At 65.8% G+C, this 23,436-nt stretch carries 21 protein-coding genes; 14 read left to right on the top strand and 7 right to left on the bottom strand.

Annotated elements, in window-relative coordinates; all coding sequences use genetic code 11:
- Nucleotides 1–70: 70 nt before the first annotated feature.
- Complete coding sequence (locus OKW87_RS17405; protein ID WP_265541342.1) at nt 71–1,450, top strand: cation:proton antiporter; 1,380 nt, start codon at nt 71–73, stop codon at nt 1,448–1,450.
- Here OKW87_RS17405 and OKW87_RS17400 read toward each other — a convergent pair.
- The gene (locus tag OKW87_RS17400; RefSeq protein WP_265541341.1) at nt 1,447–2,979 is read right to left on the bottom strand and encodes a tryptophan halogenase family protein; all 1,533 of its coding nucleotides are present in this window, start codon (nt 2,977–2,979) and stop codon (nt 1,447–1,449) included. The genes OKW87_RS17405 and OKW87_RS17400 overlap by 4 nt on opposite strands.
- Before the next feature lie 133 nt (nt 2,980–3,112).
- Between OKW87_RS17400 and OKW87_RS17395 the strand changes: the two genes are divergently transcribed.
- Nucleotides 3,113–5,485 carry a glycoside hydrolase family 2 TIM barrel-domain containing protein gene (locus OKW87_RS17395; RefSeq protein ID WP_265541340.1) on the top strand — a complete coding sequence of 791 codons (2,373 nt, stop codon included), beginning with the start codon at nt 3,113–3,115 and terminating at the stop codon, nt 5,483–5,485.
- Between the two features lie 39 nt (nt 5,486–5,524).
- The gene (locus OKW87_RS17390) at nt 5,525–6,358 is read left to right on the top strand and encodes an aldo/keto reductase (RefSeq protein WP_265541339.1); all 834 of its coding nucleotides are present in this window, start codon (nt 5,525–5,527) and stop codon (nt 6,356–6,358) included.
- 34 nt (nt 6,359–6,392) lie between these two features.
- On the opposite strand, the gene OKW87_RS17385 is transcribed toward OKW87_RS17390, so the two are convergent.
- Complete coding sequence (locus tag OKW87_RS17385; RefSeq protein WP_265541338.1) at nt 6,393–9,332, bottom strand: glycoside hydrolase family 2 protein; 2,940 nt, start codon at nt 9,330–9,332, stop codon at nt 6,393–6,395.
- A 308-nt stretch (nt 9,333–9,640) separates the two neighbouring features.
- Here OKW87_RS17385 and OKW87_RS17380 point away from each other — a divergent pair, with 308 nt between their 5' ends.
- The 6 genes from OKW87_RS17380 to OKW87_RS17355 are packed head-to-tail and all read left to right on the top strand — an operon-like array spanning nt 9,641 to nt 15,535.
- The gene (locus OKW87_RS17380; protein ID WP_265541337.1) at nt 9,641–10,750 is read left to right on the top strand and encodes a hypothetical protein; all 1,110 of its coding nucleotides are present in this window, start codon (nt 9,641–9,643) and stop codon (nt 10,748–10,750) included.
- Entirely contained in the window at nt 10,747–11,919 is a 1,173-nt protein-coding gene (coaBC, locus tag OKW87_RS17375; RefSeq protein WP_265541336.1) for a bifunctional phosphopantothenoylcysteine decarboxylase/phosphopantothenate--cysteine ligase CoaBC, read from the top strand. Before OKW87_RS17380 ends, coaBC begins: the two co-directional genes overlap by 4 nt.
- Nucleotides 11,909–12,358, top strand: coding sequence for a dUTP diphosphatase (gene dut / locus OKW87_RS17370; RefSeq protein ID WP_265541335.1), 450 nt, complete (start codon nt 11,909–11,911; stop codon nt 12,356–12,358). Before coaBC ends, dut begins: the two co-directional genes overlap by 11 nt.
- Nucleotides 12,355–13,140, top strand: a complete 786-nt coding sequence (locus OKW87_RS17365; RefSeq protein WP_265541334.1) for a HesA/MoeB/ThiF family protein — start codon at nt 12,355–12,357, stop codon at nt 13,138–13,140. Before dut ends, OKW87_RS17365 begins: the two co-directional genes overlap by 4 nt.
- Nucleotides 13,137–14,138 (top strand): NAD-dependent epimerase/dehydratase family protein, encoded by a 1,002-nt coding sequence (locus OKW87_RS17360; protein ID WP_265541333.1) that lies wholly within the window; start codon nt 13,137–13,139, stop codon nt 14,136–14,138. The genes OKW87_RS17365 and OKW87_RS17360 overlap by 4 nt, the downstream gene beginning before the upstream one ends.
- Before the next feature lie 50 nt (nt 14,139–14,188).
- Nucleotides 14,189–15,535, top strand: a complete 1,347-nt coding sequence (locus OKW87_RS17355) for a nucleotide sugar dehydrogenase (RefSeq protein ID WP_265541332.1) — start codon at nt 14,189–14,191, stop codon at nt 15,533–15,535.
- A 27-nt stretch (nt 15,536–15,562) separates the two neighbouring features.
- Here OKW87_RS17355 and galU read toward each other — a convergent pair whose 3' ends face one another.
- Both galU and OKW87_RS17345 read right to left on the bottom strand, forming a co-directional pair.
- Nucleotides 15,563–16,426: a UTP--glucose-1-phosphate uridylyltransferase GalU gene (gene galU, locus OKW87_RS17350; protein ID WP_265541331.1), complete on the bottom strand. Its 864-nt coding sequence runs from the start codon at nt 16,424–16,426 to the stop codon at nt 15,563–15,565.
- 22 nt (nt 16,427–16,448) lie between these two features.
- Complete coding sequence (locus OKW87_RS17345; RefSeq protein WP_265541330.1) at nt 16,449–17,045, bottom strand: class I SAM-dependent methyltransferase; 597 nt, start codon at nt 17,043–17,045, stop codon at nt 16,449–16,451.
- A 114-nt stretch (nt 17,046–17,159) separates the two neighbouring features.
- On the opposite strand from OKW87_RS17345, the gene wecB reads away from it, so the two are divergent.
- Together wecB and wecC are read left to right on the top strand one after the other, a co-directional pair.
- Nucleotides 17,160–18,299: a non-hydrolyzing UDP-N-acetylglucosamine 2-epimerase gene (gene wecB / locus OKW87_RS17340; protein ID WP_265541329.1), complete on the top strand. Its 1,140-nt coding sequence runs from the start codon at nt 17,160–17,162 to the stop codon at nt 18,297–18,299.
- Nucleotides 18,283–19,578, top strand: coding sequence for a UDP-N-acetyl-D-mannosamine dehydrogenase (wecC, locus tag OKW87_RS17335; protein WP_265541328.1), 1,296 nt, complete (start codon nt 18,283–18,285; stop codon nt 19,576–19,578). The genes wecB and wecC overlap by 17 nt, the downstream gene beginning before the upstream one ends.
- A 4-nt stretch (nt 19,579–19,582) precedes the next feature.
- On the opposite strand, the gene OKW87_RS17330 is transcribed toward wecC, so the two are convergent.
- Entirely contained in the window at nt 19,583–20,560 is a 978-nt protein-coding gene (locus OKW87_RS17330; RefSeq protein ID WP_265541327.1) for a M48 family metallopeptidase, read from the bottom strand.
- 445 nt (nt 20,561–21,005) lie between these two features.
- On the opposite strand from OKW87_RS17330, the gene OKW87_RS17325 reads away from it, so the two are divergent.
- The 3 genes from OKW87_RS17325 to OKW87_RS17315 are packed head-to-tail and all read left to right on the top strand — an operon-like array spanning nt 21,006 to nt 22,160.
- Nucleotides 21,006–21,197: a hypothetical protein gene (locus OKW87_RS17325; RefSeq protein WP_265541326.1), complete on the top strand. Its 192-nt coding sequence runs from the start codon at nt 21,006–21,008 to the stop codon at nt 21,195–21,197.
- The gene (locus OKW87_RS17320) at nt 21,175–21,381 is read left to right on the top strand and encodes a hypothetical protein (RefSeq protein ID WP_265541325.1); all 207 of its coding nucleotides are present in this window, start codon (nt 21,175–21,177) and stop codon (nt 21,379–21,381) included. The genes OKW87_RS17325 and OKW87_RS17320 overlap by 23 nt, the downstream gene beginning before the upstream one ends.
- Nucleotides 21,382–21,395: 14 nt before the next feature.
- Complete coding sequence (locus OKW87_RS17315) at nt 21,396–22,160, top strand: metallophosphoesterase family protein (RefSeq protein WP_265541324.1); 765 nt, start codon at nt 21,396–21,398, stop codon at nt 22,158–22,160.
- Nucleotides 22,161–22,193: 33 nt separating this feature from the next.
- On the opposite strand, the gene OKW87_RS17310 is transcribed toward OKW87_RS17315, so the two are convergent.
- Both OKW87_RS17310 and rpsU read right to left on the bottom strand, forming a co-directional pair.
- The gene (locus tag OKW87_RS17310; protein WP_265541323.1) at nt 22,194–22,856 is read right to left on the bottom strand and encodes an FKBP-type peptidyl-prolyl cis-trans isomerase; all 663 of its coding nucleotides are present in this window, start codon (nt 22,854–22,856) and stop codon (nt 22,194–22,196) included.
- A gap of 88 nt (nt 22,857–22,944) precedes the next feature.
- The gene (gene rpsU / locus OKW87_RS17305) at nt 22,945–23,151 is read right to left on the bottom strand and encodes a 30S ribosomal protein S21 (protein WP_265541322.1); all 207 of its coding nucleotides are present in this window, start codon (nt 23,149–23,151) and stop codon (nt 22,945–22,947) included.
- Nucleotides 23,152–23,436: the final 285 nt, after the last annotated feature.

Below are 23,436 nucleotides of genomic sequence, written 5' to 3'. Positions count from 1 at the left end.
CCCGTTCCGGCATTTCCTGACCGACGTGCGAAGAGGCCGACGGTCCGCGCGCATATCGGGGGAGAGGGAAATGCTGTCGCATCTGTATGAAGATTCGCTGCGAGCGTTCGGCGACATATTGGGCGCGCACGGGCCCGCGGTGAATGCGGCGCAGTCGCTCACCCCCGCCGACTACAGCATCCATTTCTTCCTCCAGCTCGGGGTGATCATCCTTGCTTGCCGGGTAGTCGGCTGGCTCGGCCAGAAATTCCTCGGCCAGCCGCAGGTGGTCGGGGAGATGATCGCGGGCGTGGTCCTGGGGCCCTCGTTGCTCGGCCTGCTTTTTCCGGAGTTCCAGCTCGCCCTCTTTCCCAAGGAAACCAAGAACGTCCTCTATGCCGGCGCCCAGCTCGGCGTCGGGCTCTACATGTTCCTGGTCGGCACCACGCTCCAGCTCGATCATTTCAGGAGCAAGGGGCGAAGCGCCTTCGCCGTGTCGCTGTCGGGCATCATCGCGCCCTTCCTCATCGCGGTGGCGATCACGCCCTATCTGCTCACCGTCCCTGGCCTCTTCGCGCCCGGAATCACCCAATCCAATGCGACGCTGTTCCTGGGTGCCTGCATCGCGCTCACCGCCTTTCCGATGCTTGCGCGCATCATCAACGAGCGCGGCCTCGCCCACACCTCGCTCGGCACGCTTTCGCTAACGGCGGGCGCGTTCGACGATGCCGCCTCCTGGTGTGTCCTGGCGATCGTTCTCGCCACCTTCGGGGCGGGCGCCGGGATCGCCGTCATCGCGATCGGCGGCGGCCTGCTCTACGCCGCCTTCGTCCTCATCTTTGGACGCCGCCTGCTCGCTCCGCTCGGCCGCATCGTCGAGGAGCAGGGAGAGATGAGCACGACGATCCTGGCGATCACGATCATGCTGTTCTGCTTCTCGGCCTTCCTGATGGACGCGATCGGCATCCACGCGGTGTTCGGCGGCTTCCTGCTCGGCGTCGTGATGCCGCGCGGGCTGTTCGTCGACGAGATCAAGCGCAAGGTCGAGCCGCTCGCGGTCGTTCTCCTCCTGCCGATGTTCTTCACTTATTCGGGGCTCAACACCCGGCTCGACATGGTCAATTCGGTGCCGCTGCTGCTGCTGGCGCTGGGCATCCTCGTCGCATCGATCCTCGCCAAGTTCGGTGCCTGCTGGGCGGCGGCGCGGCTTGCGGGCGAAGACAACCGCACCGCGCTCGGCATCGGCGCGCTGATGAACTCGCGCGGGCTGATGGAGCTGATCATCATCAACATCGGCCTGCAAAAGGGCGTGATCGGGCCAACGCTCTTCTCGATAATGGTGCTGATGGCGATCGTCACCACGGTGATGGCAACCCCGCTCTTCGAACTCGTCTACGGAAAGAAGGCGCGGCAGACCGGCGAACTGGGCGCGGTCCCCGGCGACAAAGGCTTTGCCGCGAAAACCGCTTAGGACGCTGCCCGGTTGATCGCGCGCACCAGTTCGCGGTGCCCCGGCAGGTCCGCGGCGGCCTGCGTCCCGAAGCTGCGCACCCGCGCGAACAGCTGCTCGGCCTCGCCTCCGTGCGGGAAATCGCCGCGCGCGGCCGATAGATCGGTCGGATATTCCATCCCGTACAGGATGTACTGATAGTTGAAGAAGGCGAAGGTCTCGAGATCGATCACGAAGTCGAACCGATTGGGCGGCCGATGGCGCCATTCGCCCAGCAGTTCCCGCAGTCGCTCGGGAATTGACGAGGGATCCGCATTGTCGCGCCAGAAGGGCTCGCTGCGGCGGCTCAGGCAATAATGCAGCTTCAGGAAATGGACGATATTGTCGTAGCGCGCCGTCATCAGCGCGTTGAACCGCCGTGCCGGCGCTTCGACCGGACCGCTGTGCGGAAACAGCTCGGCGATCATGTCCGCCGCCGCCTCGATCAGCACGACGCCCGTCGACTCGAGCGGTTCTAGGAAACCCGCGGAGAGCCCGACCGCGACGCAATTCTTCACCCATTGCTGCGGGCGATAGCCCGGCTCGAAGGGAATGCTGCGCGCAGCAAAATCGTCGTGCCCCACATAATCGCGCAGCAATTCCGCAGCGCGCGCGTCGCTCAAATGCGCGCTGGAATAGACGCAACCGATCCCGCGCGCGCCCTCCAGGCCGATGTCCCAGGTCCAGCCGGCCTCGTGCGCAGTCGCGATCGTGACGCTCTCGATCGGCGCGTCGGCCCGTTCGTGCGGGACCTTGCATGCCAGCGCGCGATCGGTGAACAGATGGTCGCGCACCGAATGGAAGCGCGCACCCAGCGCCTCGCCGATCAGCTCGGCGCGAAAACCTGTACAATCGACGAACAGATCGGCTTCGAGCGCCCCCTGCTCGCGCGAAACGATGTGCGCGATCGCACCGTCCGGATCCAGCTCGACCCCGGTCAGCAGCCCGCGCAGATGCTGCACCCCCAACGCCACTGCGCGCTCCTGGATCAACGTCGCCAGCTTGCGCGCGTCGAAATGATAGGCGTAGCTCAGCGGCCCGCCATAGCCGCTCTCGTTCGTGCGCTTGGGCGCACGGCGCTCGGCCGCGACCTGGCTCTGGATCGTCACCGCCTCGGCAAAGGGCGTGCGGGTGGCCGGCTCCTGGAGCAGCCAATAGGGCACCAGATTCATGCCGTCCGTCTGAAACGGAGCCTCGAACGGATGCAGGTAGCGGTGCCGCCGCCCCGCCTCGGGCGCGTGCAGCCAATCGTCGAAGCGCACGCCCTGCTTGAAGGTCGCCGCGGTCGCCCGCAAAAACTGCGTCTCGTCGATGCCGAGGAATTTGAGCGTCGAGCGGATCGTCGGGAAGGTACCCTCGCCCACGCCGATGATCCCGATCTCGGGCGATTCGAGGACGGTGATCTCGATCGCGGCCCGCTCGGCGACACCAAGCGCCTTGGCGAGATAGGCGGCGGTAAGCCAGCCCGCGCTCCCGCCGCCCACGATCAATATCTTCCGCTTCCCGGCCATGCCGCACGCTAGTCGAGCGCGACGATGCTGAACAGCCGGGGACAAGCTCTCAATTGTTGGCACGCCGCTTTACATTGCGGGATTTTCGCCGCTATCTTCTTGCGACCGCCGGCAGAGCGGATGGGAGAGCAGCATGAAAATCGCACAGGCAGCCCGCGTCCTTCTGGGTGCGATGGCATTGGCACTCGCCGCCCCCGCACTCGCCCAGCCCGTCGGTACCGCCGCCTTCGACGCCGACTGGCGCTTCGCAAAGGGCGACGTCGCAGGCGCAGAACAACCCGCTTTTGCCGACGCGTCGTGGCAGCCCGTCGACCTGCCCCACGACTGGGCGATCGCCGGCCCCTTCGACCGGAACGCCGCAACCACCGGCTCGGGCGGCTGGCTCCCCTCGGGCGTCGCCTGGTACCGAAAGCACTTCGCCCTCCCCGATTCCGCCCGCGGCAAGCGCGTCTTCATCGAATTCGACGGCATCATGGAGCGCGCCGGCGTCTGGATTAACGGCCACCATATCGGCCACCGCCCCAATGGCTATTCCAGCGTCCGCTACGAGCTGACGCCCCACCTCAAGTCCGGCGAGAATGTCGTCGCAGTCCGCTCGGACACCTCCGCCCAGCCGGCCTCACGCTGGTATGCCGGCTCGGGCATCTATCGCCACGTCAAGCTGATCACCCTCGGCGACGTCTATGCCGATGCCTGGAGCACCACCGTCCGGGTCGCCACGCTCGACGCGACCGGCGCGGGCCTCGCGGTCGAAAGCAGCGTCACCAATCGCCTGGCCACCCCCGTTCAGGCCAGACTCGAAGCCGTGATCCGCGCGCCCGACGGCCGCGAGATCGCGACCTACACCGGTGCCACGCAGGAACTCGCACCGAACCGCGCCACCAGCCTCTCCGCCGCCGGCACCCTCGCCAACCCCCGCCGCTGGGACATCGGCGACCCCGCGCTCCACACCGCGCTCGTCCGCGTGCGCGCCGCCGATGGCAGCCTGCTCTACGAGGAACGCGTCCCCTTCGGCATCCGCGACGCGAGGTTCGAGGCCGCGACCGGCTTCTGGCTCAACGGCAGGAACATCAAGCTCAAGGGCGTCGCGATCCACGCCGATGGCGGCCCGTTCGGCATGGCCGTCCCGCTCGGCTTCTACGAGCGGCGCCTCAAGGGCCTCCAGGCGCTCGGCGTCAACGCGATCCGCACCGCGCACCACCCCTTCTCGCCCGAATTTCTCGATCTGTGCGACCGGCTCGGCATCCTCGTCATGAACGAGGCGTTCGACATGTGGACCGTCGCCAAGAACCCGCAGGACTATCACCTCTTCTTCACCGACTGGTTCTCGCTCGACGCACGCGATTTCGTCCGCCGCGACCGCAATCACCCGAGCGTCATCATCTGGTCGATCGGCAACGAGATCCACGACACGCCCTACCCCGTCGTCGCCAAGTCGATCGTCGAGCGGCTGATGAATATCTTCCACGCCGAGGATCCCACCCGCCCCGTCACGATGGCGCTGTTCCGTCCCAATACCACCGGCGACTACAGCAACGGCCTGGCCGACATGCTCGACGTCGTCGGCCAGAATTACCGCGAGAACGAACTGACCAAGGCGCATGCCGACAAGCCCACGCGGAAGATCATCGGCACCGAGAACAGCAAGAACCGCAGCTCCTGGCTCCCCGTCCGCGACAATCCGGCTTATTCGGGCATGTTTCTGTGGACCGGCGCCGACTATCTCGGCGAGGCCGATCGCGCCGGCTGGCCCGCGATCAGCAACCCTTCGGGCATCGTCGATCGGATCGACGGCGTGAAGCCGATCGGCTGGGAGCGCGCCGCCTGGTGGTCCGAAAAGCCCGTGGTCAAGCTCGCCCGCCGCGTCACCGAAGTGATCGACATCAGCGAACTCCCGACGATGGTCGGCGTCGCGATGCCCCAGCCCCGCGGCCCCGGTATCCTCGCCGACTGGACCCCCTTTAATCTCGGCGCGCATGCCGAGAAGGTCGAGGTCATGTCCAACGCCGAAGAAGTCGAGCTATTCCTCAACGGCCGCTCGCTCGGCCGCAAGCCGCGCAATGCCGACGATAGCGCCATCGCCTGGACGGTCGATTTCGCCCCCGGCGAGATCCGCGCGGTCGGCTATCGCGGCGGCCGCAAGGTCGGCGAGGACGTCCTGCGCACCGCCGGCGCCCCCGCCGCGATCCGGCTGGTGCCCGAGGCAACCAGGCTGGGCACCGGCTTCGACGATGTCACCGCAGTCCGCGTCGAAGTGGTCGATGCCAAGGGCGTGCTCGTCCCCACCGCGACGGACTCGGTCACGCTCGAGGTAAGCGGCCCCGCCACCCTCGTCGCCTACGACAATGCCAGCGTCACCGATCACACCGCCTTCACGTCTCCCATCCGCGCAGTGGCGGGCGGCAAGGCAGTCGCATTTCTGCGCGGTGGCGAGGGCAGCGGTACGGTAACGGTCAGGGCACGCGCCGGGGCACTGAAAAGCGCAACGCACACCTTCCGGCGCTAACCCCTTCCCCCGCGCGTTACGGCGCGGAGGGAGAATGACATGCAGCACCGCCGCTTCGGAAATACCGGCAAGGACGTCGCGATCATCGGCCAGGGAAGCTGGCATATCGACCATGGCGACCGGGCGTCGGCGATGGCCGCACTCCAACGCGGCATCGACGCCGGCATGACGCATATCGACACCGCCGAGATGTATGGCGACGCCGAACCCCTCGTTGGCGAGGCGATACGCGGGCGCCGCGACGGTCTGTTTCTCGTCTCGAAGGTCCTGCCGAGCAACGCCTCGCGCGCCGGGACGATCGCCGCCTGCGAAGCCTCGCTAAGCCGTCTCGGCACCGATCGGCTCGATTGCTACCTGCTCCACTGGCGCGGCCGCCACCCGCTCGCCGAGACTTTCGCCGCGTTCGAGACGCTGGTCCGCGACGGCAAGATCCTCTCCTGGGGCGTCAGCAATTTCGACGAGGACGACCTCGACGAGGCGCTCGCAGTCGCCGGCCCGGGCAGGATCGCCTGCAATCAGGTCCTATATCACTTGAAGCAGCGCGCAATCGAGCATGCCGTGCAGCCCTGGTGCGAGCGCAACGACGTCGCGTTGGTCGCCTACAGCCCGTTCGGCCATGACGATTTCCCGAGCGCGGAGAGCAAGGGCGGCCGCGTGCTGGCCGAGATCGCGGAGGCGCATGGCGCGACGCCGCGCCAGATCGCGCTGGCGGCTTTGGCGCGGCACAGCTTCGTTATCCCGAAAGCGTCGTCCGCCGGCCATGCCGTACAGAATGCGGCGGCCGGCGATCTTACCCTCACCGAAGTGGAGATCGCGAAGATCGACGCAGCCTTTCCTGTCGGGCCAAAGCCTTCGACACTGCCAATGCTCTAACCTGATACGTCATTCCGGCGGAGTTCAGTTGAGTTCACCGCACCGGCGAGTGGAAATCCACCTCGACGATCCCCAGCCGCCAGCCCGCAGGCACCGAATCCGCACCCGTGTCGCCCGCCTTGCGCGCGGTATCGAGCTCAACGACCTTCCCGAACGCATCGCGGTCCGCCACCGGCCCGGTCTGCTGGATGCGGAGCACCCTGCCCTTCGCCGGCTTGAACGCTAGATACGCATAGCCCAGCTGCCGCTCGGTCTCGCCTTCCCAGATGACTTTCCCGTCCAGCGTGATCCGCAACGGATAGCTGCGCGAGCGCCAGCCGACGAGCTTCAGGTCGATCTCGCTCAGCGTCACGTCGCCGCCGAAGCCATATTCGATCCAGGCACCCGCCTGCGTGCCGTCGCTGGCCCAGCGCGAAAGCTCGTTGTCGTCGGTCGAACGCCCGGCCTCGGCTTGGTTCGATCCGGATATCGTCGAGACCGGCAGCAGCGTGCGACGCGTCGTGCGATAGGTTTGTGCGGCCGGCGTCGGCCCGCGGGTCAGCAATCCGGGCTGATGGTCTTCGGGAAAATCGCTCGAAAGTCCGCCCGTTTCGGCACGCGGCAGGACGCCTAGGATCTCCACCGTCGCCGGATTCAGCCCCTCGGCCGTGGCGGCAACCCGCACCACGCCCGCCGCCTTGCCCGCCCGCAGCAGCACGCGGTTCACCCCGCCCTCGACCGGCAGCGCCTGCGAGAGGACATAATTATCCTCCTCGCGCGCGGTCCCGGCATATTGGGTGGTCTGGTCGGCGCCGGCGGGCTTGGTCGGCTCGGCCGGACCCGAAGCGATCTCGGCCCGCGGATTGCCCGACGAATCGCCCTGCGCAATCCCGCCGCGCCATTGCGCGGGTCCGTCGAGCGTGAAGCGGATCTCGTCGTTCGCGGTCGGCACGCGCCGCCCCCTGGCATCGACCACCTCGACATCGACCAGAGCGATGTCCGCCCCGTCCATCACGAAGCCCCGCGGCGAAACCAGCGGCTTTAGCCGCAGCGCGACTGCCGGCCCGGTCGTCTCGACCGAAGCTTCCGATCGCTTGCCGCTCGCCACTGCCTTCAACGTGCCCGGCGCCCAGGCAACGCCCTTCCACGTGAACAGGAAGCCCGAGCTCTTCTCACCCTTGCCCAGCGAACGCCCGTTGAGGAACAGCTCCACCGCGTCGCCGTTCGACACGACCTGCACATCCTTCACCGTCCCCGGCGCATAGTTCCAATGCCCGATGATGTGCGTGCCCGGCGTGACGCTGTCGACCCAATCGCTCCACATCACCTTGTGCGCGTAAAAGCCCTCTTTCGGAATCCGCACCGCATCGACTTCGCCCGAGCGGCGGTAATTGTTGTCGCCGCGATAATGGGTGTTGGAATCGGAGAAGATGATGTTCACCCCGCCCGAACTCACGCGCTTGCCGGTGCCCGGTCGCACGCGATAATAGTCCCACCAGCGCTCGACATTCTGGACGGCATGGCTGTCCTGGTTGCGATTATAGTCGGGCGAATCCTTGTGGAAGGGCGGGGTGAAGTGGTCGCGATATGCCCGCGCACCCTCGTCGCGCGAATATTCCATCGCCCACATCGGAATGTCGCCGCTCTTGTTCACATAGAGCATCTCGCCGCCATATTCGGCGACATCGCTCTCCAGCATCTCGCGCGATCCGATTGCCCTTCCGCCATGCGGGTCGAACGCGTCGCGGATCGCCTTCAGCTCGGCCATATGCGCGTCGCTGATATTCTCGTTCCCGCCCTCGTAGAACAGAATCGAGGGGTTGTTGCGGTTATAAACGATCGCCTGGCGCATCACTTCCTTGCGCTGTTCCCAGCGGCGTCCGGTCGTGTCGCTCTCGGCATCGCCCGCCGGCATCGCCTGCATCAGCCCGACGCGGTCGGCAGACTCAACGTCCTGCTTCGAAGGCGCGATGTGCATCCAGCGCACCAGGTTGCCGCCGCTCTCGACCATCAAAGCGTTCGAGAAATCGCTGATCCAGGGCGGGATCGACACGCCCACCGCGGGCCACTCGTTCGAGGTCCGCTGCGCATAGCCATGGACCTGGATCGCCCGACCGTTGAGCTCGATCCGCCCCTCGCCGAATTTCGTGTGGCGAAAGCCGGTCCGCGTATCGATGCTGTCGATCGCCTTGCCGTCCAGCATCAGGCTGGTCGTGACGGTATAGAGGTAGCCATAGCCCCAGGCCCAGAAATGCAGGTCGCCCACGCGCGCCGACGCGGCCAGCGTCCGCGTCTCGCCGGGCGCCAGCGTCGCACTCCCGCCGTCGAACCGCGCCACCACGCGCCCCTCGCGATCGCGCATTTCGGCGCGGTAGCCGATCGTGCGCGCGGCGGCGCTGTCGTTGCGCACCTGGGTCTCGGCGTGGATCGTCGCGGCGCGCTTGGCGAGGTCGAAGCCGTCCGCCCAGACATATTGCCCGGTCGTCCCCAGCCCCGCCTGCAGCGGCAGCGTCTGGTAGACGGGCCCGGTCAAATGCAGCCGGACATTCTTGGTGATCCCGCCATAATTGACGTTGAAATTGTCGTTGTTCCACTGGACGCCGCTGCCGCTCGCGCGCTCCTTATATTTCCAGTCATTGTCGACCCGCACCGCGATGAGATTTTCGCCGGGCTTGAGTGCTGTGGTAATGTCCGCACCGAAAGCCATCGCGCCATTTTCGGACAACGCCACCGACTTCCCATTGACCCATACCTCGGCCGCCTGCCGCACCCCCTCGAATTCGAGGAAGGCCCGGCCCCCCGCCGCGCGCGCCGGCAGCGTGATCCGCTTGCGATACCAGATGATACCGGTCGACAGCTTCTTGATGTCTCGCGCGAATGCCTCTTTCTCGTTGAAGGCATGCGGCAGCGTCGCCTGCCCCCAGCGCGCGTCGTCGAACCCCGGTTGCTCGGCGCCCGGCAGCGCGCCGGTCGCGGTCCGCCAGTCCTGGTTCAAATTCCAGCTGCTCCGCGGCGACGGGGTTGTCTTGGAGGCATCGTGCGCCCGAGCGGGACTGCTGATCGCAAGCATTGCCAAGGCCCCAACTGCGCTCCAGCCGGCATTCCGCATATCACTCTCCCGATCACGGCGATTCGAACCGGCCGCCGATACTTCCACTATTTGAGACATAGTATCGCCATGCGGAAAAATTGGTCAAGCCACTTCTGGCGTTGGTCTTACCTGAGCCTTTCCTGCCGCTGAGATGCAATCCCGGCCACTTCCTCTCGACACTCCCTCCGCCCCGCGTGTAGTCCCCCGCCTGCATGGCCCAACCTGCGCCTCTCTGGCTCGCATCGCCGAGCCGCTTCGCCACGCTGCGCAGGCCGCGGGCGCGGATCCTGCTCGGGCTGCTGGCTTTGCTGCTGCTCCTTTGCCTCACCGCGCTGGCCGGGCCCAATCCTGCCGCCATCGCCGAAGGTAGCGCGACGCAGGACCAGACCGACCTGATGATCTACGAAAAAATCGTCGCGGGCATGAAGAATGGTGCGGATTATTATACCGCCGCCACCGATGCGCTGCGTTCCGGCGGCTATCCGCTGCGCCCCTTCGTTACCGTGCGCATGCCCGGCCTCGCCACCGTCCAGGCAGTGCTGCCGAGTTGGGGACCGCTGGCGCTCTTGTTTCTGCTCGGCGGCACGGTGGGGGTCGTCTGGGCGGTCCGCCTCGGCGAAGCGGTGCCGCGCGTCGCCCCGCGGATCACCGGCGCCTTCCTCCTGATCGCGTCGATGCTCGCCTTCCTCCAGCCCGGATTGGCGGCGTTCCATGAAATCTGGGCAGGGTTGCTCGTCGCACTCTCGCTCGCGTTGCGGCGCCCGGGCCGATGGGTCGAGGCGGTGGCGATCGCGCTGGCAGCGATGCTGATCCGCGAGACCGCAGCGCTCTATGTGCTGGTGATGCTCGGCTTCGCTTGGGTTCAGGGCGAGCGGCGCGAGGCGCTGGGCTGGCTCGCCGCATTGGGGTTCTTCGCCGTGGCGCTCGGCGCGCATGCCTATGGCGTCGCGGGCGTCACCGGCCCGAGCGATCCTGCCTCCCCCGGCTGGGCCGGGCTCCTCGGCTACGGTTTCTTCGTGAAGTCGCTCTATCTCGCCACCTCGCTCCAATTGCTCCCGCTCTGGGCAGGCTCGCTGCTCGTCGGGTTAGCGATGTTCGGCTGGGCGAGCTGGAGCGATCCGTTGGGCCCGCGCATGGCCGCGACGCTCGCCGCATATGCGGTCGCGATCGGCATCTTCGCCCGGCTCGACAATTTCTATTGGGCGCTGATGGTTGCCCCGGTGCTACTCGCCGGGCTGGTGTTCGTGCCCGATGCGCTGCGTGATCTCTTCGTCCGCGCGCTCGACAGGCGGCGGATCACCGTGACAAGGGTAAGCCGATGAAGCGCATCCTCCTGATCGTCGGCGGCGGCATCGCGGCCTATAAGGCGTGCGAACTGGTCCGCCTGTGCCGCAGGGCCGGGATCGGCGTGACCTGCGTGCTGACCGAGAGCGGCGCGCAGTTCGTCACCCCGATGACGCTCGCCGCGCTCTCCGAGAATCAGGTCTACACCACGCTCTGGGATCTCAAGGACGAGGCCGAGATGGGCCATATCCAGCTCAGCCGCGAAGCCGATCTCGTCGTCATCGCCCCCGCCACTGCCGACTTGCTCGCCAAGATGGCCGCGGGCATCGCCGACGATCTCGCGACGACGCTCCTCCTCGCCACCGACAAGCCCGTCTTGGCCGCCCCGGCGATGAACGTCCGCATGTGGCAGCATGCCGCCACACGCCGGAACGTCGCCCGGCTCCGCGCCGATGGCGTGACCCTCCTCGAGCCCGACGAGGGCGCAATGGCCTGCGGCGAATATGGCCCCGGCCGCCTGCCCGAACCCGAGGCGATCTTCGCCGCGATCACCGCCGCGCTTTCGCCTGCTCCGGGGGTCCTGAGCGGCAAGCATATCCTCGTCACCGCCGGCCCGACCCACGAACCGATCGACCCAGTGCGTTACATCGCCAATCGCTCCTCGGGCCGCCAGGGCTATGCCATCGCGGAGGCCCTCGCTGCGCTCGGCGCCCGGATCACGCTGGTCTCCGGCCCGGTCACCCTCGCCACGCCCCCCGGCGTCACCCGCGTCGATGTCGAGACCGCGCAGCAGATGGCCAACGCCGTCGCCACCGCCCTCCCCGCCGACGCCGCGGTGATGGTCGCCGCGATCGGCGACTGGCGCACCGACACCGCCGACCAGAAGCTCAAGAAGGGCGACGCCCCGCCGACGCTCCAACTATCGGAAAACCCAGACATCCTCGCGCTGCTCGCCCACAGCCCGCACCGCCCCAGACTGGTCGTGGGCTTCGCCGCCGAAACGGAGCAGGTCGTCGAACACGCCACCGCCAAGCGCGCGCGCAAGGGCGCCGACTGGATCGTCGCCAACGACGTCTCGGGCGACGTGATGGGCGGCGATGCCAACACCATCCACCTGATCACCGCCGACGGCGTCGAGCATTGGGAACGCCTCCCCAAGGCCGAAGTCGCGCACAAACTTGCCGAACGGATTGCCGATGCCCTCTGAATCGATCCGCATCGCGCTCCAGCGCCTGCCGCACGGCAAGGGCCTCCCTTTCCCCGCTTATGCCACCCAGGGCGCGGCGGGCATGGACGTGGTCGCCGCCGAAACGCTGAGCCTTGCCCCCGGCGCGCGCCACGCGGTCGCCACCGGCTTCGCCATGGCCATCCCCGAAGGCTATGAGGTCCAGGTCCGTCCGCGTTCGGGGCTTGCGCTCAAGCATGGCATCACCTGCCTCAACACGCCGGGCACGATCGACAGCGACTATCGCGGCGAAGTGAAGGTGATCCTCGCCAATCTCGGCGACGCCCCCTTCCCGATCGTACGCGGGGATCGCATCGCCCAGCTCGTCCCCGCCGCCGTCCAGCGCGCCGAACTGGCCGAGGTCGAGAGCCTCGACGAAACCGCGCGCGGCGCAGGCGGCTTCGGCTCCACCGGCCAGTGACTCTCACCGACGACGAACTCGAACGCTATGCCCGCCACATCGTCCTGCGCGAAGTGGGCGGCGTGGGGCAGACCGCGATCAAGCAGGCGCGCGTCCTGCTGATAGGCGCGGGCGGGATCGGCTCGCCGGCGATCCAGTATCTCGCCGCCGCCGGCGTGGGCCATCTCGCGGTGATCGACGATGACAAGGTCGCGCTCTCCAACCTCCAGCGCCAGACGCTCTACGGTACGAGAGATATCGGCCATGAAAAGGTCGTTGCCGCCTCGATCGCGGCGCGGAAGATCAATCCGCTGACCAGCTTCGAGGCGATCAAGGAGCGGATCACCGCCGACAATGCACCGCGGCTGCTCGACGGCATCCATGTCGTCCTCGACGGCTCGGACAATTTCGCGACGCGGCTCGCGGTGGCCGATGCCGCGCTGGCGCTGCGCGTCCCACTCGTCTCGGCAGCGGTGGCCGAATTTTCGGGCCAGCTCGGCGTCTTCCGCGGCTGGGAGGCCGACAAGCCCTGCTATCGCTGCTTCGTCGGCCACGATCCCGAGCGCGCCGAGGCGACCTGCGCCGAGCAGGGCGTGCTGGGCGCGCTCACCGGGGTGATGGGCAGCCTTGCCGCGCTTGAGGTAATCCGCGCCGTCGCCTCCTTTGGCGAGGACAGCGCGGGCAAGCTGCTGCTTGTCGACGCGCTGTCGATGCGCTTCCGTACGATCGCGCTGCCCAAGGATCCCGGCTGCCCGGCATGTGGTGGACTTGCTAACCTTGTTTCGGCATCCGACGCGGCATGAGCAAGCGCGTCCTCGTCACCGGTTCCGCCGGCTTCATCGGCTTCCACACCGCCAGCCGCCTGCTCCAGCGCGGCGATACCGTGCTCGGCGTCGATAGTTTCTCGGACTATTATGACGTCGCGCTCAAGGAAGCGCGCACCGACATTCTCAGCAACCACGCCGGCTTTTCGCTCGCGCGCATTTCGATCGAGGACGAAGCCGCGTTCGAAGCCGCCTGGGCGGAGTTCAAGCCCGACGTGGTGATCCATCTCGCCGCGCAGGCGGGGGTGCGTTACTCCATCGACGAGCCCAAAAGCTATATCGGCGCCAACATCATCGGCACCCACAATGTGCTCGAACTGGCCCGCCGTCACCCCGTCCGCCACTTGCTCGCCGCCTCGACCAGCTCGGTCTATGGCGCCAACACGCAGATGCCCTTCACCGAGACCCAGCGCACCCAGACGCCGTTGAGCCTCTACGCCGCGACCAAGGGTGCGACCGAGCTGATGGGCCACAGCTACAGCCATCTGTTCGGCACCCCGATGACCTTCTTCCGCTTCTTCACGGTCTATGGACCGTGGGGCCGGCCGGACATGGCGCTGTTCAAGTTCACCAAGGCGATTCTCGCGGGCGAACCGATCGACGTCTATAATCAGGGCGCGATGGTCCGCGACTTCACCTATATCGACGATCTTGCCGAATCGATCGTCCGGCTGACCGATGCGATTCCCGGCCGCGATCCGGTCGAGAATGACAGCCTCTCCCCGGTCGCGCCGTTCCGCAGCGTCAATATCGGCGCCGGCACCGCCACGAAGCTGATGGACTATATCGGCGCGCTCGAAGAAGCGCTGGGGCGCGAGGCGGTCAAGAATTTCCTGCCGATGCAGCAAGGCGACGTGCCCGCGACCGAGGCCTCGTCGGCGCTGCTCAAACAGCTCACCGGCTATGCGCCATCGACGCCGCCCAGCATCGGCGTCCGGCGCTTCGTCGATTGGTATCGCGATCATTATCGAACTTGAAACCCCTATCGGGCGATAGGGGCACAGCTCCAATCGTTTACGGGGACTGCATGAGTATCGAATGGCCGGCGCATGGACTGAAGCTCCAGGCGCGAATCGAAAGCGGCACAGCTACGATCGGCGTGATCGGCATGGGCTATGTTGGCCTGCCGCTCGCGGTCGCCTTTTGTGAGGCCGGCTGCCCCGTTCTCGCTTTCGATCTGGATCGTGCGAAGATCGACGCGCTCAATGCGGGCCAAAGCTATATCAAGCATATCGACGGCGGCCGCATCGCGCCGCAGGTGGCGGCGGAGCGCCTCGACGCCACTGACGATCTCGCGCGGCTGGCCGAGCCCGACGTCCTGCTGATCTGCGTGCCCACGCCGCTCTCGCGCCATCTCGAGCCCGATCTCAAATATGTCGAAGCCACTACCGCGGCGATTGCCGCCACGCTGCGCAAAGGCCAGCTGGTGATCCTCGAATCGACCACCTATCCGGGCACGACGCGCGAAGTGATGCAGCCGATCCTCGAAGCCGGCGGGCTTAAGGCAGGGCGCGATTACTTCCTTGCTTATTCACCGGAGCGCGAGGATCCTGGCAACCCGACCTTCTCCACCACCAAGATCCCCAAGGTCGTCGGCGCCGACGATCCGGTCTCGGCGGACCTGGCGCTGGCGCTGTATCGCCATGTCGTCCCGAAAGTGATCGCAGTCTCCTCTGCCGCCACCGCCGAGGCGGTGAAGATCACCGAAAATGTCTTCCGCGCCGTCAACATCGCTTTGGTCAACGAGCTCAAGCTCATCTTCACCGCGATGGATATCGACGTGTGGGAAGTGATCGAGGCAGCAAAGTCGAAGCCGTTTGGCTTTATGCCTTTCTATCCAGGACCTGGCCTGGGCGGCCACTGCATTCCGATCGACCCCTTCTATCTCACTTGGAAGGCGCGAGAATTCAACCAGCATACCCGCTTCATCGAGCTGGCCGGGCAGATCAACGCAGATATGCCGCAGCATGTGATCCGCGTGCTTTCGGACTCGCTCGACGCGCGCTTCGGCAAGGGCCTGCGCGGCGCGCGCATCCTCGTCCTCGGCGTCGCCTACAAGAAGAATGTCGACGATATCCGCGAAAGCCCGTCGCTCCGGCTGATGGAGATGATCGAAGCGCGCGGCGCCACCGCCGATTTCCACGATCCGCACGTCGCCTGCATCGACAATACCCGCGAACATCCCACCCTCAACTTCCGCAAGGGCGTGGCCTGGGATGCAAAGGCCTTCGCCGGATATGACGCCGTCTTGATCGCCACCGATCATGACGCGGTCGATTATGCCGCGCTGGTCGATGCAGCCGAACTCGTCGTTGATACCCGCAACGCCTGCCGCCGCGCCGGCATGTTCAGCGAGAAGATCGTCCGCGCCTGATCGAAGCGACCCGGCATGCTGTGAGCGTCAGAGCTTCGCGATGAAGTCGCGCACCGCCGGCCCGATATCGTCCCGACCCAGCGCCACTGCGATATTGGCCTCGATGAACCCGGCCTTGTCGCCACAGTCGTAGCGGGTGCCGGCGAAGGTGACGCCGTGGAACGGCTGATCGGCGATCATCCGCGCCATCGCGTCGGTAAGCTGAATCTCGCCGCCGGCGCCCTTTTCCTGGCCTTCGAGCACCTTCATCACTTCGGGCTGGAGGATGTAGCGGCCAATCACCGATAGGTTCGAGGGCGCGGTGCCGGCCGCAGGCTTTTCCACCAGGCCTTTGACTTCGGTCAGCGCCCCGTCGCGGGCGCCCGGCGTGATGATGCCATAGCGATGCGTCTGATCGTCCGGCACCTCCTCCGCGCAGATCAGATTGCCGCCGACCTTGTTATACGCTTCGACCATCTGCTTGAGGCAGCCGGGCTTGCCGAGCATGAAATCGTCGGCGAGCAGCACCGCGAACGGTTCGTCGCCGACGATATGCCGCGCGCACCACACCGCATGGCCCAGCCCCATCGGCTCCTGCTGGCGGACATAGGCGACCGAACCTGGCTTGAGGAGCGTCGCATCGAGAATGTCGAGCGACTTGCCGCGCTCGTGCATCGTCGTCTCTAGCTCGAAGGCGATGTCGAAATGATCCTCGATCGCACTCTTGCCCCGCCCGGTGACGAAGATCAGCTGTTCGATCCCCGCCTCGATCGCTTCCTCGACCGCATATTGAATCAGCGGGCGATCGACGATCGGCAGCATCTCCTTGGGCATCGCCTTGGTGGCGGGGAGAAAACGCGTGCCCAATCCTCCGACGGGGAACACGGCCTTGCGAAGCGGCTTGAAGGGCATGGGATTTCCTAAGCTTTTCGGTTCAACGGCAGAAGCGGGTCATCAGATCCACGATCGAGTCCTTTGCCGACGGCTGCTTCGTCGCGACCAGCCACAGATCGAAATAAGTCGGCCGGTGGCGCACACCCAGCGACGCGAACCCGGCGAGGGCAGCATTTTCCTGGAGCGTCTTGCGCGTGAACCCGGTGCGGTGCGCCATATAGGTTTCGCCACGAGCGATCGCGGCGCCATGCCCGTAGAGAATGTCGAGCGGCGAAATAGGGCCCGCGGGTGATTGGTACAGCGGATCGGCAAGCTTGCCCGCAGCGATATGCGCCGCCACCGATTCGAGATCGGGGCAGGTGACGACCGCGAAGCCCTCGGGCTTGATCACCCGGCGGAACTCGGCGAGCACGCGCGGGACTTCATGCGCATAGACATGCTCCAGATTGTGCGACGAATAGACCGCATCGACGCTATCGCTTTCCACCGCCACCATGTCGGTGATCGTGCCGACGATGTCGGGGCGGGCATCCGGATTGATGTCGAAGCGGATTTCCTCCCAGCTGCCGTCCTGGAAGCCGGGGGTCATGTTCGCGATCGTCGCCTGACCGCAGCCGACATGCAGGACTTTGCGCATTGAATGAATGCTCCGAAGGAAAGGGTGCGCCGCTTTCCTACGATTGGGACGTGGATGGCAAGCATTGTCCGCCGCGGTTAGTCCAAGATTAAACCGGCCCGGCTAGGAGGTCCCATGGCAAGCGCGCACCCACCCAAGATTCTGATCGTCTTCGGCACCCGGCCCGAGGCGATCAAGCTGTTCCCGGTCATCCAGGCGCTGAAGGCACGCGGAGACCTCCAGGTGCGCACCTGCGTGACCGCGCAGCATCGCGGGCTGCTCGATCAGGTGCTGGCGATCGCCGACCTCGTCCCCGACGTCGATCTCGACGTGATGACCCCCGGCCAATCGCTCGACGATCTCACCGCGCGGCTTCTCACCGGGCTGGGCCGCGTCATGGATGACGAGAAGCCGGATCGCGTGATCGTCCAGGGCGATACCGCCACGGCGATGGTCGGCGCGCTCGCGGCTTATTATCGCAAGGTGCCGGTCGGCCATGTCGAGGCGGGCCTGCGCTCCGGCGACATCTATCAGCCCTGGCCCGAAGAAGTGAACCGCCGCATCGTCGCGCCCATCGCCGACCAGCATTTCGCGCCGACCGAGACCGCCGCCGCCGCGCTGCGTCGCGAGAATATCGATCCCGCCTCGATCCACGTCACCGGCAACACCGTGATCGACGCGCTGCACGCCACCCGTGCCCGCATCGACGGCGATTCCTCGCTCGCCGCCGGACTCGACGCGATCGAGATGCGGCTTCAGGGCAAGCGCATCATCCTAGTCACCACCCACCGGCGCGAGAATTTCGGCGACGGCATGTCGGGCATCGCCACCGCGCTCGCCCGCATCGCCGACCGCCCCGACGCCGCGATCCTGTTCCCGATGCACCCCAACCCCAATGTCGTCGCGGTGATGGACAGGATGCTCGGCGACCGCCCCAACATCGTCCGAATCGATCCGCTCGATTATCCGCACTTCATCCGTGCGCTCGGCATGGCCGAGATCGTGCTCAGCGATTCGGGCGGCGTACAGGAGGAAGCCCCCGCGCTCGGCAAGCCGGTGCTGGTGATGCGCGAGACCACCGAGCGTCCCGAAGGCGTGGAAGCGGGCACTGCACGGCTCGTCGGCACCGACCCGGATCGGATCGTTTCCGAAATCTCAACCTTGCTGGACGATAGCCTTGCCTATTCGGCAATGGCCCGCGCCCACAATCCCTTCGGCGATGGCCATGCCGCGACACGGATATCGGGGATCGTCGCACATGGTTTCGGACTCTGAACTCCAGGTAGCCGTATTGGGCCTGGGCTATATCGGCCTCCCCACCGCCGCAGTAATCGCCCGCACCGGCGCCAAGGTGCTCGGCGTCGACGTCCACGCCCATGTCGTCGATACGGTCAATTCGGGCCGCGTCCATATCGAGGAGATCGATCTCGACGCTTTGGTCTCGGGCGTGGTCGCGCGCGGCAATCTGCGCGCCTCGCTGCAGATCGAGCCGGCGGACGTGTTCGTCGTCGCGGTCCCCACCCCGTTCGGCGACAATCACGCGCCCGATATCGGCTATGTGCTCAAGGCCGCGACCACGATCGCGATCGTGCTCAAGGCAGGCGACGTCGTCATCCTCGAATCGACCTCGCCGGTCGGCACCACCGAGAAGGTCGCCGAACTGCTCGCGAAGCTGCGGCCCGATCTCAAGGTCCCCGGCCATTGCACGGGCAGCGCCGACGTCGCCATCGCTTATTGCCCCGAACGCGTCCTCCCCGGTCGTATCCTCGTCGAGCTGATCGACAATGATCGCGTCATCGGCGGCATCACCCCCCGTTGCGCGCGGAAGGCGCTGCAATTCTATCGCCGCTTCGTGCGCGGCGCTTGCGTCACCACCACCGCCAAGGCGGCCGAGATGACCAAGCTCAGCGAAAACGCCTTCCGCGACGTAAACATCGCCTTCGCGAACGAACTCTCGCTGGTCGCCGATCAGATGGGGGTCGACGTCTGGGAAGTGATTCGCCTCGCCAACCGCCATCCGCGGGTCAACATCCTCTCCCCCGGCCCCGGCGTCGGCGGGCATTGCATCGCGGTCGATCCCTGGTTCCTGGTCAGCGCCGCACCCGATCAGACCCCGCTCATCCGCACCGCGCGCGAAGTGAATGACGGCAAGGTCGAGCATGTCATCGCCCGCGCCTGCGCGATGCTGGAGGCCGATCCAACGGTCCGCGCCGCCTGCCTGGGCCTCGCCTTCAAGGCCAATATCGATGATTTCCGCGAGAGCCCCGCGCTCAAGGTCGCAACCGCATTGGCCGAACGCTTCGGCGCGCGGGTGTCGATCGTCGAGCCCTATGCCAGCACCCTGCCCGCGGCGTTCGACGGCAGCGGCAGCGCGCTGATCGACGTCGATTCGGCGCTGGAGAGTTGCGACACGCTGATCGTGCTGGTCGATCACGAAATCTTCCGCTCGATCCCGCTCGAGGAACGGGTGGGCAAGCAGGTCTATGACACGCGCGGCATCTGGCCCGATCAGCCGCACCCGGCCCCTGGCGAACCGCTGAGGCTGGCCAGCTGAACGCCTAGCGTCGTACCAGCAACGATTGCCAGTCGCCGCTCAGCGGCTGGCTTCGTTCCGCGATCAGCGCCGGCACGATCGGCCGCGCCGCCTGCGCCTCGATCTTGGGGATTTCCGCCTCCAGCGTGGCGATTCGATCGCGCCAGTGGGGATGCGAGCGGCTGCGGAACAGCCCGATCAGCCCGTCCGATCCGTATTTGCGCCAGAAGTCGATCGACGCACGCGGTGGGTAACCGGCATTGGCGAGCAGATAGGCCGACAGCAGGTCCGCCTGAATCTCGGTCTGGCGAAAATACTTCACGTTCGCCCCGAAACCCGAGAGCAAGCCGTAATCGACGCCGCGCGCGACCAGACGATCACGGTGGTGCAAGACATTGTGTGCGAATTCATGTGCGGTAACCGCGGCGACCTGATCGTCGGAATAGTCGTCGAGGAAGCGCGAACTGATCTGCACCATCGTGCCGTCGGCCGACGCACCGAAGCTGTTGATGATTTCGAGCTCGAACCGCGACTTGCAGGCGGGTACGGGCTCGATCGTGACGCGGATGGCCTCGCCGCCCCGCAATGCCTCGACAGCGATCGACGCTTCAGTCGGAAGCGCCGCGATCGCCAACTGTGCGGCGACAAGGCGCTCTGTCGTCCCCGCTTTGCCTGCAATGGCGCGCATATCCACCGAGCCGACACGAATCAGCGAATCATCGGCGCGCAGTCCGGCGCGTTCCGCCGGGCTCCCGGACACGATCGCCTCCACGGCAATCGGCGAAGCGAACCCGAAATGCGTCTGCGCCTGCGCACGAGTCGCCGAATCGAACTGGTCGAGCGTGTGCAGTTGGATTCCCGTCCCGGGCTCCAGGCGCTCGCACAGCGGGGCGTTGGCGGTCGCAAGGCGCCAGCCGATAGTCGCCAGCTTCAGATCCGCCGCGCGAAGTGCTTCGAACTGGGCGTTACCCTCAGTGGACTGCGCCCCTGCTCCTGCCGTCAAGCCAACGCAGGCGATCGATACCAGCGCGCAGGCCCGGAGGGCGCGGACGCAGCGAAGGGCTGAAAATCGGAACCGGAAGAACATTCGTCTCCATAGTCGCCATGCCGCCCCGCCGACAAGGATAGCGCCGCTGCAGGGACCATAATGAGCCGCGCGAGGAAATGCGTTGGGAGAGATTGTTAATACCCTTGGCCTTAATGCTGCGCCGCGTTATAGAAGGCGTACGCTTGCATCGCGGGTAACCGTTATGGGCATTGTGTTGAGCTCGAGACTCGACCAGTGTTGCGTTCCTGCAACGGCGAGAGTATCTCGTCGCGGCGTGGATTTTGAGGTGTTGCCGTCTGCGGGCTCCTATGCCATAGGGTCGCTGGACGAGAGCACCGGAGCTCGAAGAGGGAGTAGAATAATGTTGTCAAAGCTTCTCACGGCAGCTGCAGTCGCTACGATGGCAGCGACCCCGGTTCTGGCCGCTACGGCTAGCCCGGCTGCCAAGCTGTCGCTGTCGCGCGCTGCGACGTCGGGTGATGAAGAGAGCGAGCTCGCGCCCGCAGTCATCATCGGCGTGCTCGCAACCGCAGCAATCATCGGCGGCGCTGTTGCGCTCGCAAACAACGATGACGATCCCGACAGCCCCTAAGCTGTTTTCCGGATTATCGGATTTCGAAGTGGCGGCCTTTGGCCGCCACTTTTTTGTGCGTGAAAGATGCTTCGATTTGATTCGCGATTCGCAATCCATCGTCTTTCCGCCGCCCAAGCGAGCCTATGCTTCGATGCAATGCATTGAACCCACCTGGGTCTTCGAATATCTGCCGGGCACATAATTTTTGGCCAACATATGATTTTCAAGCTTTTTTCGAAGCGCGTCGTGACAGGCGAGCCAGTGGCAGCCGTCCCCGATGGTAAACGGGTTTATGCGATCGGCGATATACATGGCCGGTTGGACCTTCTCGAAGCGCTGCTCTCGAAGATCCATGAAGACGATCGCCGACGCGGCTCCCTGGACACGCAGCTGATTTTGCTTGGCGATCTGGTCGACCGAGGTCCGCATTCGGCGCAAGTCATCGATCGCGTCCTGCAGCTAAAGGCCGAGTATCCGGCAACCAGGATCCTGCTCGGCAACCACGAGGAGATTTTCAGCCTCGCTTTGGCCGGCGACCTCAAGGCGCTGAAGCTGTTCACACGGATCGGCGGGCGCGAGACGATTCTGAGTTATGGGATCTCCGAAGAGACATATCACGAGGCTGGTTTCCCCGAGCTCCTGACGATGATCCAGGCGGCAGTGCCGCGCGAGCATGTCGAATTTCTCGACGCACTCGAGGATCTTATCATCATCGGCGGCTATGCTTTCGTGCATGCCGGCATCCGACCGGACGAGCCGCTCGATCGCCAGCGCGTGGCAGACCTGCGCTGGATCCGCGACGAATTCCTGCTCCACCGCGGTGCGCTTGAGAAGGTCGTGGTCCACGGCCACACCATCGCCGAGGATGTCGAATTGCTATCGCACCGCATCGGCCTCGACACCGGCGCCTACAGCAGCGGCGTTCTGTCGGCGATGGGGTTCGAGGGCCACGAGCGCTGGGTCTTGCAGGCGAAGATATAGCTCGCGCCAGGCCCCCGCCCGCCCGGTGGGGCGTTACTGCCCCGGAGCGCCCTGCGGCGGAGGACCGGCGCCCGGAGGCGGGCCCTGAGGAGCGCCGCCGCCTGGGGGCGGCGCGCCCTGGCCGCCCTGCTGCTGCATCATCTGCTGCATCATCATCTGCTGGACGACGGCGGCGGGGAGGACGCGCTCGGGCGAGACGGTGAAGATCAGCATCGCATCGGCGGGAACCCGCTCGGGATCCGGGCTCTGCATGCCCGGGGCGCCATAAGCGAGATTGGCGGGGATCCAGAGGCGATAGGTGCCGCCCTTCTGCATCAGCTTCAGGCCTTCGAGAAAGCCGGGGATCGCGCTGCCCTGCTGCACCGGGAAGGGCACGGGGCGCTCGCTCTTGTCGAAAATGGCGCCGTCGCGGAAACGGCCTTCATAATTGGCGATGACATAATCGCCCTCGCCCGCCTTGGGGCCCTCGCCCGCCTTGAGCACCTGATATTGCAGCCCCGAGGCGGTGGTCACGACGCCGGCGCGGCTGCCGTTCCAGGCGAGGAACTGCTCGTTCGTGCCCTTGGCCGCGACGCGCTCACGCGTGCCGGCCCAGGCGAGGCCGAAAGCCAGCAGGATCGCGGCGACGACGCCGACCCAGATCCAGACGGAATAGGCTCGATTGAGGCCACGAAGCGGAACGGCGGTCACGGACATCAGATTATCCCAGTTTCGGCGTTCCGCCGCTTAGCTTCGCACTTTTCCCGCGAATCGGGAAAGAAAACTGCGCCGAAGCGCAGCAATCTTACCGTGCGCTGTCGCGCTCGACGCGCTTGCGCTCGAGCTTGCGGGCGCGACGGATCGCTGCCGCACGCTCGCGAGCACGCTTCTCGCTGGGCTTTTCGTAGTGCCGACGAAGCTTCATCTCGCGATAGACGCCCTCACGCTGCAGCTTCTTCTTGAGCGCCCGCAGCGCCTGGTCGACGTTATTGTCGCGAACGATGATTTGCATAAGGCCGTACAGCTCCAATCTCGAATTCAATAGAATAGGGTTCGCCGAAGCAGGGCTGCGGCGTTATCCGCGGGCACCTATCAGGGGGAATCCGATTTTTCAAGGCGTGAGAGGGGGGTGACGCCGATTATCGGCGTTTGTTGCCCATGTGCGATGCTTTGGTGCGCAACTACACCGTTCGCCATCCCCGGGCAGGACGGGATCCAGGGTCAAGCACGACTGGCCGGGCAGCGCCATCCTGGATCCCGGCCTGCGCCGGGATGACGGTCATACAGGCAATTGCGA

This window comes from Sphingomonas sp. M1-B02 (assembly GCF_026167525.1).
GTDB lineage: Bacteria > Pseudomonadota > Alphaproteobacteria > Sphingomonadales > Sphingomonadaceae > Sphingomonas.
Note: the sequence above shows the minus strand (reverse complement) of the source record. Positions and strands in the feature narration are given on the sequence as shown.

Bases quoted from the DNA above. Each gene is read 5' to 3' on its own strand.
- OKW87_RS17325 (WP_265541326.1), top strand. From the start codon at position 21,006: ATGGCAGCGACCCCGGTTCTGGCCGCTACGGCTAGCCCGGCTGCCAAG.
- coaBC (WP_265541336.1), top strand. From the start codon at position 10,747: ATGAAGCGCATCCTCCTGATCGTCGGCGGCGGCATCGCGGCCTATAAG.
- OKW87_RS17320 (WP_265541325.1), top strand. From the start codon at position 21,175: ATGACGATCCCGACAGCCCCTAAGCTGTTTTCCGGATTATCGGATTTC.
- dut (WP_265541335.1), top strand. From the start codon at position 11,909: ATGCCCTCTGAATCGATCCGCATCGCGCTCCAGCGCCTGCCGCACGGC.
- wecB (WP_265541329.1), top strand. From the start codon at position 17,160: ATGGCAAGCGCGCACCCACCCAAGATTCTGATCGTCTTCGGCACCCGG.
- OKW87_RS17315 (WP_265541324.1), top strand. From the start codon at position 21,396: ATGATTTTCAAGCTTTTTTCGAAGCGCGTCGTGACAGGCGAGCCAGTG.
- OKW87_RS17345 (WP_265541330.1), bottom strand. From the start codon at position 17,045: ATGCGCAAAGTCCTGCATGTCGGCTGCGGTCAGGCGACGATCGCGAAC.
- OKW87_RS17380 (WP_265541337.1), top strand. From the start codon at position 9,641: ATGGCCCAACCTGCGCCTCTCTGGCTCGCATCGCCGAGCCGCTTCGCC.
- galU (WP_265541331.1), bottom strand. From the start codon at position 16,426: ATGCCCTTCAAGCCGCTTCGCAAGGCCGTGTTCCCCGTCGGAGGATTG.
- OKW87_RS17400 (WP_265541341.1), bottom strand. From the start codon at position 2,979: ATGGCCGGGAAGCGGAAGATATTGATCGTGGGCGGCGGGAGCGCGGGC.
- rpsU (WP_265541322.1), bottom strand. From the start codon at position 23,151: ATGCAAATCATCGTTCGCGACAATAACGTCGACCAGGCGCTGCGGGCG.
- wecC (WP_265541328.1), top strand. From the start codon at position 18,283: ATGGTTTCGGACTCTGAACTCCAGGTAGCCGTATTGGGCCTGGGCTAT.
- OKW87_RS17390 (WP_265541339.1), top strand. From the start codon at position 5,525: ATGCAGCACCGCCGCTTCGGAAATACCGGCAAGGACGTCGCGATCATC.
- OKW87_RS17355 (WP_265541332.1), top strand. From the start codon at position 14,189: ATGAGTATCGAATGGCCGGCGCATGGACTGAAGCTCCAGGCGCGAATC.
- OKW87_RS17395 (WP_265541340.1), top strand. From the start codon at position 3,113: ATGAAAATCGCACAGGCAGCCCGCGTCCTTCTGGGTGCGATGGCATTG.
- OKW87_RS17405 (WP_265541342.1), top strand. From the start codon at position 71: ATGCTGTCGCATCTGTATGAAGATTCGCTGCGAGCGTTCGGCGACATA.
- OKW87_RS17360 (WP_265541333.1), top strand. From the start codon at position 13,137: ATGAGCAAGCGCGTCCTCGTCACCGGTTCCGCCGGCTTCATCGGCTTC.
- OKW87_RS17310 (WP_265541323.1), bottom strand. From the start codon at position 22,856: ATGTCCGTGACCGCCGTTCCGCTTCGTGGCCTCAATCGAGCCTATTCC.